The 12,723-nt window shown below is 38.2% G+C and carries 11 protein-coding genes; 6 read left to right on the top strand and 5 right to left on the bottom strand.

Features of this window, described 5'->3' with window-relative positions; translation table 11 throughout:
- Positions 1 to 5: 5 nt before the first annotated feature.
- Together KI375_RS13785 and KI375_RS13780 are read left to right on the top strand one after the other, a co-directional pair.
- The gene (locus KI375_RS13785) at positions 6 to 902 is read left to right on the top strand and encodes a carbohydrate ABC transporter permease (protein ID WP_207447374.1); all 897 of its coding nucleotides are present in this window, start codon (positions 6 to 8) and stop codon (positions 900 to 902) included.
- 55 nt (positions 903 to 957) lie between these two features.
- Positions 958 to 2,598, top strand: a complete 1,641-nt coding sequence (locus KI375_RS13780) for an extracellular solute-binding protein (RefSeq protein ID WP_212974057.1) — start codon at positions 958 to 960, stop codon at positions 2,596 to 2,598.
- Positions 2,599 to 2,726: 128 nt separating this feature from the next.
- On the opposite strand, the gene KI375_RS13775 is transcribed toward KI375_RS13780, so the two are convergent.
- The 3 genes from KI375_RS13775 to KI375_RS13765 are packed head-to-tail and all read right to left on the bottom strand — an operon-like array spanning position 2,727 to position 5,876.
- Positions 2,727 to 3,770, bottom strand: a complete 1,044-nt coding sequence (locus KI375_RS13775; RefSeq protein ID WP_212974056.1) for an ABC transporter permease — start codon at positions 3,768 to 3,770, stop codon at positions 2,727 to 2,729.
- The gene (locus KI375_RS13770) at positions 3,757 to 4,716 is read right to left on the bottom strand and encodes an ABC transporter ATP-binding protein (protein ID WP_212974193.1); all 960 of its coding nucleotides are present in this window, start codon (positions 4,714 to 4,716) and stop codon (positions 3,757 to 3,759) included. Before KI375_RS13770 ends, KI375_RS13775 begins: the two co-directional genes overlap by 14 nt.
- Positions 4,716 to 5,876, bottom strand: a complete 1,161-nt coding sequence (locus KI375_RS13765) for a COG1470 family protein (protein WP_212974055.1) — start codon at positions 5,874 to 5,876, stop codon at positions 4,716 to 4,718. Before KI375_RS13765 ends, KI375_RS13770 begins: the two co-directional genes overlap by 1 nt.
- Positions 5,877 to 6,179: 303 nt before the next feature.
- Here KI375_RS13765 and KI375_RS13760 point away from each other — a divergent pair, with 303 nt between their 5' ends.
- Positions 6,180 to 6,764 carry an RNA polymerase sigma factor gene (locus tag KI375_RS13760; RefSeq protein WP_212974054.1) on the top strand — a complete coding sequence of 195 codons (585 nt, stop codon included), beginning with the start codon at positions 6,180 to 6,182 and terminating at the stop codon, positions 6,762 to 6,764.
- Positions 6,754 to 7,476, top strand: coding sequence for a zf-HC2 domain-containing protein (locus tag KI375_RS13755; RefSeq protein ID WP_212974053.1), 723 nt, complete (start codon positions 6,754 to 6,756; stop codon positions 7,474 to 7,476). The genes KI375_RS13760 and KI375_RS13755 overlap by 11 nt, the downstream gene beginning before the upstream one ends.
- Before the next feature lie 505 nt (positions 7,477 to 7,981).
- On the opposite strand, the gene KI375_RS13750 is transcribed toward KI375_RS13755, so the two are convergent.
- Positions 7,982 to 9,574 carry an ABC-F family ATP-binding cassette domain-containing protein gene (locus tag KI375_RS13750; protein ID WP_212974052.1) on the bottom strand — a complete coding sequence of 531 codons (1,593 nt, stop codon included), beginning with the start codon at positions 9,572 to 9,574 and terminating at the stop codon, positions 7,982 to 7,984.
- A 609-nt stretch (positions 9,575 to 10,183) separates the two neighbouring features.
- On the opposite strand from KI375_RS13750, the gene KI375_RS13745 reads away from it, so the two are divergent.
- Positions 10,184 to 10,963 carry a MerR family transcriptional regulator gene (locus KI375_RS13745; RefSeq protein ID WP_212974051.1) on the top strand — a complete coding sequence of 260 codons (780 nt, stop codon included), beginning with the start codon at positions 10,184 to 10,186 and terminating at the stop codon, positions 10,961 to 10,963.
- Between the two features lie 101 nt (positions 10,964 to 11,064).
- Positions 11,065 to 11,898, top strand: coding sequence for a CPBP family intramembrane glutamic endopeptidase (locus tag KI375_RS13740; RefSeq protein WP_212974050.1), 834 nt, complete (start codon positions 11,065 to 11,067; stop codon positions 11,896 to 11,898).
- Between the two features lie 33 nt (positions 11,899 to 11,931).
- On the opposite strand, the gene KI375_RS13735 is transcribed toward KI375_RS13740, so the two are convergent.
- Positions 11,932 to 12,681: an SDR family NAD(P)-dependent oxidoreductase gene (locus KI375_RS13735; RefSeq protein ID WP_212974049.1), complete on the bottom strand. Its 750-nt coding sequence runs from the start codon at positions 12,679 to 12,681 to the stop codon at positions 11,932 to 11,934.
- Positions 12,682 to 12,723 lie beyond the last annotated feature (42 nt).

The following is a 12,723-nucleotide window of genomic DNA, read 5'->3' as shown; positions in this document are numbered from 1 at the left end:
TCTACATGTTAAAAATGACAACAGGTGATCGAATTATGTCGATTATCATCTATATCATACTTACAATCTTAGCCTTTATCACTTTTTATCCGTTCTGGAATGCATTGGTTATCTCGTTTAACAGTGGTGTCGATACGATGAAAGGTGGAGTCACTTTTTGGCCAAGGGTATTTTCCTTGGACAATTATGCGATCGTATTCCAGGACTCTCGTATCCTTCATGGCTTTTTTATCTCTATCTTTCGAACTGTAATTGGAACAGTCACAGCCGTTTTATTTACCGCGATCTTCGCGTATGGAATGTCGAGGAAAGAACTGATCGGCAAGAACTACTACATGATTTTTTGTGTCATCACAATGTTTTTCAGTGGTGGCTTGATCCCTACGTTTCTATTGATTAGGGGGTTGGGACTATTCAATACATTTTGGGTAATGATCATTCCAGGACTTGTTAGCGTTTGGAATATGATCATCTTTCGAACCTTCTTCCAAGCCTTGCCTGCAGGACTGGAGGAATCGGCTAAAATTGACGGATGTGGATATTGGGGTACATTTTTCAGAATCGTCCTACCGCTATCTGGCCCGGTTATCGCAACATTATCCTTGTTTACGGCTGTATATCATTGGAATGATTGGTTCTCTCCAAGCATCTATATCTCAGATCAAAAATTATTGCCAATTCAAACGATGTTACAGCAAATTCTCAGCTCCAATATCATGACGGAGCAAATGGCACAGGCTGATTCAACAGCTGCAGCGCATATGCAGAAACTAAAATCAGTCTCAACAAAGTCCCTTTCAATGGCAACTATGATGGTTGCAACAATACCGATTATCTGCGTATATCCATTTGTACAAAAATATTTCGTTAAAGGAGTATTGGTTGGATCTTTGAAAGGGTAATCAAATTGGTTTAAGACGCAAGTTTTAAATAAAAAAATTACAAGGGGGAAAAGAAATGAGAAACAAGTCGAAATTTTTATCTTTGTCTTTAGTTGCTTTACTCATGGTTTTTAGTATATTGTCTGGCTGCTCAAAAGGCAGTGCTGGTGGAGGATCAAAAGACTCCGATAGCGAGGGGGAAGGCTTTGTTCTGGGTGAAGGAGAACTAGAATACACCATGTATGGTCATTATGATTGGTACACAATGCCACCATGGGGAGAAGACGCTGCCACAGAGTGGATTAAAGAAAACAAAAAAGTCAATGTAAAGCCTATTAGTTCTGGTGGAAATGCTGCCCAAAAATTCAATACGATGATTGTTGGTAATGACCTCCCGGATGTTATAATGTTAGATCGTAACGCGGACTTAGATAGACTTCGCGAAGCAGATATGTTAGTTCCACTTGATGAGTATATTGAGAAATATCCAAACATTAAGGAATGGGTTGGAGAGTCTACACTTAACATGCTGCGAGCAGAGGATGGACATGTCTATGGTATTCCTAACTGGTATACAACAGAACCAAACGGTAATACAGGTTATGTTGTAAATGATAAAATTTATAAAGAACTTGGTTCACCTAATTTGGAAACAACTGATGATCTATATGCCTATTTGCAGCAAGTCAAAGAAGAATATCCTGATGTAGTTCCGTTTGAAGCAGGACAAGGTGGAGGACTTGATGTTCTATATTCCGCATTTGGAGAAGAGCATCCAAACCTATTCATGAGCAATCATATTGTACCAAATGGTGATAAACTAGAATCTATATTTACAGATCCTGTATTTAGGGAAGCAATGGTTTATATGAATAAGCTTTTTAGTGAACGATTAATCTCACAAGATACTTTGTCTCAAACCGCCGAACAAGTAAAAGAAAAGATCGTTTCTGGTAATTTTGCGGTATTCGCAGATAGCAGTCCTACTGAATCTGCAAGCTTGGCTCATACGCAATTAGTAGCTCAAGACCCAGATGCAGGTCTTAAAATGATTTGGCCAATCCATAAAGAAGGATTGAATAAAGATAACATTACTCCAGGAACTTGGAATCAACTTGGCTGGAACGTAAATGTCATTACAAAAGCAGCTGAAGATCCTGAAGCAATCTTTGCTTTTTATGATTGGATGGTAGGACCAGAAGGGCAACGTACTATTTTCTGGGGACCTGTAGGTTTATACTGGGAAGGAACACAAGCTGTTGAAGGTATTGATGAAGCGCCAGTATTTACTGATAAATATTTAACAGATGTTGAAAATCTTTCTAAACTAATGAATACTACGGACGCTTTCCAATGGGTTGGTAATACTGTCTATATCGATAAATCGAAAACAGCCTTTGAAATGACGTTACCAGAAGATCAACAAAACTGGGAAACAAAATACCAAATGAATATTACCTGGGAAACACAAGGAAATGGTACTGAATTCTCTAATCTATCTCCACTTCCAGAAACAGAAGAAGGGATGGCAGAACAACGTATAAATGAAATTTATGACGAAGCTAGAGCAAAGGCACTTTATGCGAAAAGTGAACAAGAAGTCATAAATATTCTTGACCAGGCCGAAAAAGATGCCCAGGCTGTAGGATATGATAAATTATTAGAATTTAAAACACAAAAATGGCAAGAAAATAAAGAGAAATTGGCAGGTAACTAACTTATAAAAATCCTATTTTCTTTAAAATCGGGATAGTCTTTGTGGAAATATTACCTTTATAAAAAACCTTATCATTAGCGTTTTGAGAGAGACTCTAATGATAAGGTTTCTCTTATCCAGTCTGCTTCCTAATTTGCCCTAATTTCCTGTCTTGTAAAGACGATATACCCGATAGCGAAACAAATGAGTGTCGCTGCGATGAGTCCGGTGATTTGGGGCCAAACTAGCAATAGGCTTGCCTGAAGCTTCAAAGGACTGGCGAGGGAACCAGAGACTTGTTCCATCGTCATCAAGCTCATACTCCTGGTTGTGGGAGATAGTAATACACTCGTCATTTCTTGGAATAAATAATTGGGCGAAAAGCGATAGACATTTAGAATGGCATTATAGCGTGATACGTATTCTCCTTGTGTTGTGGCATTGCCTAAATATGAATTCGTGAACAGCTTCACCACGATTGAGAAGAACACATTGTAGAATAGCCAAATTGCAATACTTGATAATGCAGATGTTGCCTGTTGCTTAAAAATAACTGAAAAGAGAATCGATAGGTTTAGCCAAAAGGCGATATAAACAATAATCAAAACAATAAAGCTCATGACCCTTAAAAATTCATCCCAACTGGGTGTAATGCCCAGCATTAGAATTCCGAAGGCCATTACAAGCAAGCCTAAGGCGAAAAAGAGAATGATATTGATTAGCAAGGCAGCCGTGAATTTTGCATTGATTACATAGTCTCTTGGGATCGGTTGGGCCATTAATCTACTTAATGTTCCTCTGCTTCTTTCCCCATTAATTGCATCAAATCCAAGGGCAATCCCTAATAGAGGACCGAGAAAACTGACAAAGGATACAAAGGATGGTAACGTTCCATCTGAAACCGTAAAGATTTGCAAGAATAAATAGGCGTTTCGACCAATTTGACTGGCGTCTTCATAGGATTCTAAGGCTTCTGAAATTGTAGACACCGCCGTATATAGAGAACCGATACATGTTAACAAGATAATCCCTAAGAGAATAATAATTCTCCAGCTTGAAAGATAATCTGTAAATTCCTTTCCAACAAATCCCCAGAATATATTATTATTTATAGTATCCCTTTCTCCTTTAGGCTTCGATTTATTTTTTTCGGCAAATTTTCCAATCGTTTTTTGGATATTAGTTAGGCTCATTTACTTCACGTCCTTCAAAATAACGATGATAGATTTCATCCAATCCAAAATTTTTTCGGTTTAATTGATAAAGATCTGAGCCTGATTCAATGATCACTCGACTTAGTAAAGGAGATATGTCCGCCTGACAATGAATATCGAACCGATTGTCTTGAATTTTTTCCAGCTTGGTGACACCCCTTACTTCTTTAATATTCGTGATAAGCTTGTCATCAAATGGTGAAGCAGTCACTTCAATCACAATCGAATCTTCAATAAAGAGCTGACGATTTAATTCTGACAAATCCCCTTGGGCAAGCAATTTCCCGTCTACGAAAATACCGACACGATCACATACTTGTTGAACCTGATGGAGATGATGAGAAGATAAGAGTACCGTCATGTTTTCCTTCTTATTCAACTCTTGAATTAATTGTAGAAAATCGCGTACCCCTTCAGGGTCAATGCCTAACGTTGGCTCATCAAGTATAATGATCTCCGGATTTTTAATCAGTACATCCGCAAGACCAAGTCTTTGCTTCATCCCTCTTGAATATTCCCCAGCTTTTTTAGCTGCTGCATCCAAGAGCCCAACTTTCTTTAGCAATATTGTGGCTCTTTCTCTTGCCTCTGCTTTCGGAATGCCATTTAATCTTGCTGTAAATAACAAATTATCCATCCCCGTCATATGGGTGTAAAAACCAACATTATCTGGTAAATAACCGACTTTCTTTTTCACCTCAATTGGATGCTTTGTTGAATTTATACCAGCTACTTCAACACGACCAGAGGTCGGTTCCGTTAAACCAAGCAACATTAAAATACTCGTCGTTTTTCCAGCTCCATTAGGCCCCAGTAAGCCGAAAACTTCCCCTTTATAAATAGAAAGAGATAAATGATCAACGGCATCATGATTATGATAGCTTTTGGTAATCTGCTCTAGCTCAATGATCGCTTCTGTCACTATTATCTCCTCCCATATTTTCTAATGATTAAATAAAGGCCACCAATTACTGCTGCGATAATAAGGACAGCGACAATTCCCCATAAGGTAGAAGTTTCAACCGACATTCTAAAGGTAGCATCAGCACTTGCTTGATCAGTGGTTGCCGTAAAGGTCGTGACATAGTCTCCGGCAATCGCATCTTTTGGTGCTGATACTTTTACTTTGATGGTCTTCGATTTACCTGGCTCCAGCTCAGCAATTGTGGATTCTTTAAAATCTGTCTCCCAGTTAGATGGTGTCTCAGCTGTGAGTTCGATGTCTGTTAATGGAGAAGTCCCTGTATTTTTGACCACAAGTTCAACGGTTTTGTCACTGCCGGCGTTTATCGTATCACTTAATACTTCTGATTTCGTGCCAATTTCTATATCATACGACCCTGTTACAACCGCTTCCAACTTTAATTCTGAGCTTGAATCATTGGTCGTTGCCGTAATAGGAATATCATAAGTGCCTGCTTCTACATTTTTGGGAGGAGTGGCTTCAACCGTGATGTCTGCAGAAGTGTTAGGTTCTAATGAAATAGATGTGATAGAATTTGAATCTGATACAAAACGAACTTGCCAACTATCATCAGCGGTACTGCTTAAAGCGTAATTTTGCGTTTCTGTTGTCTTATTGTTTAACGAGACTGTATAAGAGAAGGTTGAGTCTGCATGTCCTTCCATATTTGCTTGATCTGTTGTTAATTCTGTTTTAAGAGAACCTTGTTCCTTAACGGAAATGGATAATGGAACAGAGGATTTACTGTTTCCATCTGTTGCGACTAGTTGAAATTCATGATCGCCTTTATCGGCATCAAGTGGGACGGAGATTTCCACTGTTATCGGTGTTTCACTGTCAGCCTTTACCGATAGCTCTTGTATATTTGTTCCATTCGAACTAATGGAATAATCCCATCCTTTTGGCAATCCTTCCATCGAGAAAGACATCGTTTGAATGGATGAGCCATTATTGATGACATCTACATCATAATTCATCTTTTCACCTGGTGAAGCCGTTACCCCTGTATAAGCTGAAAATAAAGAGATGTTGTCTAGGGCAAAGGCCCGATCCACTTGGAAAAGTGACCCAACTACAAAAATGGCAATGGTGAACAATGAAAAGAACCTTCTTTTGAGCATGATAAATTCCCCCTACTTTTTTAATATTCATATTGGATACGCAGTCTATTTCATTTTGGATTTGTCTAAAACGAAAAAAAATGTAAAATATTATTAAGATCGATGTTTAAAAAGGACCAACGCGGATAAAAGCACTGATGTCAATCGCAAACGTCCGACATTAGTACAATCAAGGAGTAGACTTGGAACGTGTTGTCCTAACTTTCATGTTGTCCATAGGCGTGTCGGTACTTAGTCGAAGTTTCCTTTTTATTGAACTTTTTGAATAGCCTTTATTAAGAGCGTTATTAAGGGGGGTATACCATGGATGAAAATCGAGAAAGTATCCATTTACTTCAAAGTATCTCTCAAGGTTCTCGTCATTCCTTTGATATTTTTTATGAAAAATATATTCATTTTGTTTACAACATTGCCTTCCAGTATACGAAGGATCATGGAGAAACCGAGGATCTATGTCATGACATCTTTCTGGAAGTATTGCAGAAGGCGGATCAATATGATCCGGTAAAAGGCAGTGTCAGAGCGTGGCTGGCGGTGAAAACAAAAAGCCGATCATTAGATCGCTTGCGCAAAAAGAAAGCACTATTAACCAATAGACTAGAAGAATTATTGAGTGGAGAGGAAAAAAGCGCAGATGTTACCTTTCTTGCACATTTAGAGCAGTCGATTATTATCGAGGCGCTAAAGGCTATTCCAAATGAGCAACGAGAAGCTATTATTCGCTCTTATTTTCAGGGAGAAACGCATAAGGAAATAGCGAGCACCATGAATAAACCATTAGGATCCATCAAGTCACTTATTCGCTACGGTTTACATAATCTGCGAAAACAGAAATCCTTACTCAACTGGGTCCAATCAGGTGGGGGTGAAAAGAACAATGGTATGTAAGCGTTCAATATCTGAGCAGAAAATCATTGATTACGTATTGGGTGATTTACCTCCTAATGAGGAATTGGAAGTAAGAGCGCATATAGAAGAATGTAAAAACTGTCAACAAGTGTTCAATCATTGGCAAAATCTCCTTCTTACAGAGAAAGAACAACCTTATAATCCTTCTCCTAAATTGAAGGAACAGATATGGGAAAGCTTTGAAGCGAAACAAAAACGAAAAGAGAAGTCAATATCAGGCAAAAGGGTTTTCTCTATAGCCTCCTTAGCTGTAATAGTTTGTCTGTTTATAGGTTTAGTTTATTATAATCAAGATAATACGGAGCAAAATTCCTTTCAAATTGCCCGTTATCATGAAGGGAATATCCAAGATTTCCGGGAAAAACCGGATACCCAACAATTAAGTATTATTCCGGTGTCAAACGAGGAAGAGGTAATGGGAAACGTATGGATTAATCAAATGACAGACCAAATGTTTTTAGAAGTACATGGGTTACAATCATTCAATAACTATGACTACCAGCTGTGGGTTCTTTATAATAACGATGATATTCAACATGAAATCATTCCGATTGAGGAGGGATCAACCCGAGTTCTAATTCAAGGGAAGGACTTCAGCCACTTGAAGCGAATTAAAGCAAGTATTGAGCCTAAGGGCGGCAGTCATGTCCAGACGGGTCCTGATACATTTATTGTTGAAGTGAAATATTGAACAATAATCTTTAATTAAGACCACAGTAGTTAGACTATAGTTGGAAATTACGAATGAAAAAGCTTGTTGTTGATCTTCAATTATTAGAGATGAACAACAAGTGGTAGTCCGAAGCATGACAAAAAAAGAGGCCGGGACAAAAGTAATTTCACCATAATGCAATAACTTATGGGGAGCTCCAATTTTTCGCTGTTGAGGAAATTATAAAATTTTAGCTTGTGGATAACTGTTTACCTTGCGGTTGGTGTCTAGCTCCAGGCGCCATCGGCTCGAGGCTCGCAGGAGCGAGTCCATCGGCGTTGCGCCAGGACGGCGCGAACTTAGCCGATGTTCTGCATAATAACCTGAGCCAATGAAAGGCAAAGAACGCCTTTCTTTGTCTCAGAACATTTGCTTGTCGAAGGTAGCGGGCGCCTTGCGCTTTTCTTACTAAAACAAATGCCAGGAACTAACACAATTTAGTTTCTGGCAAGTTTGATTAAGCGTACATTTCAGCAACTTGTTTTTATAATTTCTCATCTTCAAGATATTCATTGTACGCTATTTGTTTATCGATCAAACCATTCGGTGTAATTTCGATAATGCGATTTGCAATCGACTGTATAAATTGGTAGTCGTGGGAAGCAAAAATAATCGAGCCTTTAAATTTAATTAGCCCATTATTCAACGCTGTGATCGACTCTAAATCAAGGTGGTTCGTTGGCTCATCAAGTAGAAGGACATTGGCCTCTGTAAGCATCATTTTCGAAAGCATGCAACGAACTTTTTCTCCTCCTGAAAGAACATTGGCCTTTTTTAATGCTTCTTCTCCTGAGAAGAGCATTCTTCCAAGAAATCCTCTTAAAAAGCTTTCCGTCTGATCGTTTGGTGAATACTGACGCAGCCAATCGACAAGAGGAAGTTGACTACCTTCAAAATATTCCGCGTTATCCTTTGGAAAGTAGGATTGTGAGGTTGTCACACCCCATTTGAATTCCCCTTCATCAGCTTCCATTTCACCCATCAAGATTTTAAATAAGGTTGTTTTTGCGATTTCGTTATTACCTACAAGCGCAATTTTATCATCCTTATTCATAGTAAAGCTAACACGATCAAGCACTTTAACACCATCAATAGTTTTAGATAAGTCTTTCACGGTTAACAGATCATTCCCGATTTCACGTCCTTGTGTAAAAGCAATATATGGATAGCGACGGGACGAAGGTTTAATATCTTCAGGTGTAATTTTTTCCAATAATTTTTTACGGGATGTTGCTTGTTTTGATTTCGCCGCATTCGCGCTAAACCGGGCAATAAATTTCTTTAATTCTTCGATTTGAGTTTCCTTTTTTGCATTGCGGTCTTGAGCCAATTTTGTAGCGAGTTGACTAGATTCATACCAGAAGTCATAATTACCAACGTAAATTTCAATTTTACCAAAATCAAGATCAGCAATGTGGGTACAAACTCTATTTAGAAAATGACGATCATGGGAAACAACGATAACCGTATTTTCAAAGTTCATGAGAAATTCCTCTAGCCACTGAATCGCTTTTAGATCAAGGTGGTTCGTCGGCTCGTCAAGAAGCAGGATATCAGGATTTCCAAATAGAGCTTGTGCGAGCAGCACCTTCACCTTTTGACTGCCGGTAAGCTCAGCCATTTTCTTGGTTTGGAGTTCTTCATCGATTCCAAGACCTTTTAAAAGAATCGCAGCACTAGATTCCGCTTCCCATCCATTTAATTCTGCAAATTCACCTTCAAGTTCGGCAGCTTTAATACCGTCTTCATCTGTGAAATCCGGTTTCATATAAATGGCGTCTTTTTCTTTCATGATTTGATAGAGTCGTTCATGTCCCATGATCACAAGCTGAAGCACTTCAAATTCTTCATATTGGAAGTGGTTTTGTTTTAAAACGGTAAGGCGCTCATTCGGACCGAGACTGACATTCCCATTTTGTGGCTCAATGTCACCAGAGAGAATCTTAAGAAACGTTGATTTGCCAGCTCCGTTCGCACCAATTAACCCATAGCAATTACCTGGGGTGAATTTAATATTGACATCCTCAAATAATTTTCGATCCCCATATTGTAAACTTACATTATTAACAGTCAGCATATATGCATAATCCTCCAAAGAATTGATTATCACAGCAAGCTTATTCGATTTGACTAAGTAAGTCAATGATCTTGATGCTGATTCACTGTAATTAGGTTGGGCGAGAATTTAAAATGTTCGGGAATATTTGGAAAGTCACTTAAAGTGTCTTAGGGAACTTCTTTGAATAAGAACATGTCTTTAATCAAAAAAAGACATGCCGTTTTTGTAAACATCGTCTACTAAGATAGTGCGTGATTGATTTCCGCTACAGTTGCTCGCTTTCCGCGGGGCGGGCGGTGAGCCTCTGATCCCGCAGGAGTCTCGCGCTTTCGCTCCAATCAACCTTTACCAGATTTTGTTATTCTAAGCAACAATTCCTTGGGGCCATTAAAAAGAGTAAGTCATTGAAGAGAAAATATGGCCTTCTAGGAATTCCAGTTTCTCTTCATGATGTGCATACCAAGCATCGATATGCTTACACATCATACCACATCATGGTAGACTGACAAAAAAAGTGAAATATCCCCTAAAAAATTTAGGAGGAGAATTAAAAAATAGTACAAGAAAACCTTGTACTATCTAACTCGGTGAATGCCGAGAGTCTATTTTATACTAGGGAGGGAGACTATGTACACCATTGGTCAAGTAGCCAAATTCTTAGGAACTTCTAGAGATACTCTGAAATTCTACCAAGAAAAGGGGCTAGTTAAGCCGAAGCAAGATCATGAAAATGGATATAGAAAATACAATCACTTTGATATCTATGATATTGCCACCGTAAATTTTTATCGAGAAATGGATATTGAAATTAAACAAATTCAAGAGTTAAGAAAAAGTAAAAGTATAGAGGGAATACAATCGATTTTAGAAGAGAAAGAGCAAGCTGTTTTAGAGGAGATTGAATACAAACAACTCCTTTTAAAAAAGCTTCGAATCGTAAAGGAAGATTGTGAAAAAATTAATCAATGTTTAGGGAAATATACAATAAAAGAAATGAAGCCTTTCAAAATCAAAGGAGAAATTGCACATTTTACTGCGTATGATGAATATGAATCGTTAAAAAATAGCGCAGATCGTTTGAAAAATGCTGTTACTTTAACTTCTTTAAGAAGAGTCGTACGTTTTAATGAAGAAGGAATTATAGACGATCAGTTTATCATTGCAAGTAAAGCGGAACGAGAAGATGAGATAATTGCTCACCCAAAATGTCTGTATACCGTTATTGAAGACGGGCGATGGGCCACTGGCGGGGAAAATATTGATGAGAATGTAGGAGCCGGTTTAAGAAATGAAGCAATGAAAAATGGGTATGAACTATTAGGAGTCGTTTATATAAATCTGTTGCTTACCACATATGAGGATGAACTTGAACGCGTATTTTTGGAAATTTATGCACCTATAAAATAATGAGATATGTATTGACCTGTGAGTAACCCCTAGGTTTAAGCTGAGTATATTCATAAATGTTATTTTATTTATGAAATACTTAGTGTAAAGCAGGGGTTAGCATGAAAAGAGGAAAGAAACTAAAAAATCCAGTATTCAGTTTTATCCTACTAACCAATATCATTTTTTTGCCGCTCTTTTGCCTGGTAGGAGCGATAAGCATGCTAGGATTTCCTGCATGGGTTTTTGATGTCGCGTTCTGTGTATCCGCATGGTCTTCAACCTTTGCCTTTGCAATCCTTTTTAAAAGGATCTTTCCCGGGCAAAGTTTGATCCAATTTGTGAAGGGAAAATTCAAGAGGAAAGTTAAACGTTCTGTTATTCTTATTGCAAGTATGATTCAGGTCTTCATATTTTTACTGGTGTTGTTTCTCGTATCCCAAAATAGTGGAATAGATTCTATTTTTGCGATTTCTTCGTGGGGGATGCTGGTTTATTTCTTTTTTAAAAACCTTCTGGCAGGACCATTAGGAGAAGAAATAGGCTGGAGAGGCTTTGCCCAAATAGAGCTTCAAAAGAAATATTCCCCGTTAAAAGCTTCTATTATTATCGGATTTTGGTGGGGACTGTGGCATCTACCTATATGGTTTACTACAGGATTTAAAGGTATTGATTTAATTAAATATATAGTTTTCTTTATGATCGCCCTTATATCTACTAAAATCGTTATGACAGCATTTTATAACCTAAATCAGAATTTAATCATCCCCATCATCATCCACCAATTTTTTAATTTTTTTATTGGCTTAATAAATGGAAACTTAATTGATTTAATCATGTATAGTGCCATCTTCTATTTTGTTGCAGCGATGTTCTTGGTCGTGATCAATCCAAAAAAAGTATTGTATGGAAAGAATTCAACTAACATTTATGAGCATATAACAAAAAGTATCTAACGAAATAACGCTAGATACTTTTTGAACATCCTTTTATACTGCTGTATAGCCACCGTCTACCAATAAACTTGCTCCTGTAATGAAGGAAGCATCATCACTTGCGAGGAAGAGAACGGCTTTTGCGACTTCTTCCGCTTTCCCTAACCGGCCAATTGGATGAAGATTGATAAGTTCCTGTTTTGCTTCTTCTGGCAGATTGGCAAGTAATGGTGTATCAATATAACCTGGGTTCACATTGTTAATCCGGATGCCCTTAGAGGAATATTCAGCACTTTCCGTTTGAGTCAATAATTTGACCCCGCCTTTAGCAGCACTATATGCACCGACTCCTAGTTTTCCAACAACTCCATGAATGGAATCGTTGTTCACAATGGCTCCACCATTTTCTTGTTTTAGCATTTGCGCAATGGCATATTTATTACACAGGAATACTCCATGTAGGTTTACATCAATAATTTTTTTCCACTCCGCAAAATCAGTTTCGTGTACAAGTGTCATGCCGCCAATTCCCGCATTTGCGAACATCACGTCGAGACTACCGTATTTTTCCACGGTATCATCAACAAGGCCTTTTACTTCGTCTTCAGCTGTAACGTCTACTTTCATGAAGGAGGTTTCATATCCATCTTGGTTTAGTTTGTCAGACAACTCTTGTCCATGATCGGACATATCTGAAATTACAACCTTTGCCCCTTCTTTAGCAAATTCAATAACGGCAGCTTCACCAATCCCGCTTGCCCCACCAGTAACAATGACGGTTTTTCCACTAAAACGATTTGTCATAAAAAATCCCTCCAGTTATGTGATTCAAATGGCCCTAATGCT

Origin of the sequence: Bacillus sp. J14TS2 (assembly GCF_018333015.1) — a bacterium.
Lineage (GTDB): Bacteria > Bacillota > Bacilli > Bacillales > Bacillaceae_C > Lederbergia.
This window is presented reverse-complemented; position numbering and strand designations above follow the sequence as displayed.

Coding starts and splice junctions, on each gene's coding strand:
- KI375_RS13735 (WP_212974049.1), bottom strand. CDS start 12,681: ATGACAAATCGTTTTAGTGGAAAAACCGTCATTGTTACTGGTGGGGCA.
- KI375_RS13760 (WP_212974054.1), top strand. CDS start 6,180: ATGGATGAAAATCGAGAAAGTATCCATTTACTTCAAAGTATCTCTCAA.
- KI375_RS13775 (WP_212974056.1), bottom strand. CDS start 3,770: ATGAGCCTAACTAATATCCAAAAAACGATTGGAAAATTTGCCGAAAAA.
- KI375_RS13785 (WP_207447374.1), top strand. CDS start 6: ATGTTAAAAATGACAACAGGTGATCGAATTATGTCGATTATCATCTAT.
- KI375_RS13740 (WP_212974050.1), top strand. CDS start 11,065: ATGAAAAGAGGAAAGAAACTAAAAAATCCAGTATTCAGTTTTATCCTA.
- KI375_RS13745 (WP_212974051.1), top strand. CDS start 10,184: ATGTACACCATTGGTCAAGTAGCCAAATTCTTAGGAACTTCTAGAGAT.
- KI375_RS13750 (WP_212974052.1), bottom strand. CDS start 9,574: ATGCTGACTGTTAATAATGTAAGTTTACAATATGGGGATCGAAAATTA.
- KI375_RS13755 (WP_212974053.1), top strand. CDS start 6,754: ATGGTATGTAAGCGTTCAATATCTGAGCAGAAAATCATTGATTACGTA.
- KI375_RS13780 (WP_212974057.1), top strand. CDS start 958: ATGAGAAACAAGTCGAAATTTTTATCTTTGTCTTTAGTTGCTTTACTC.
- KI375_RS13765 (WP_212974055.1), bottom strand. CDS start 5,876: ATGCTCAAAAGAAGGTTCTTTTCATTGTTCACCATTGCCATTTTTGTA.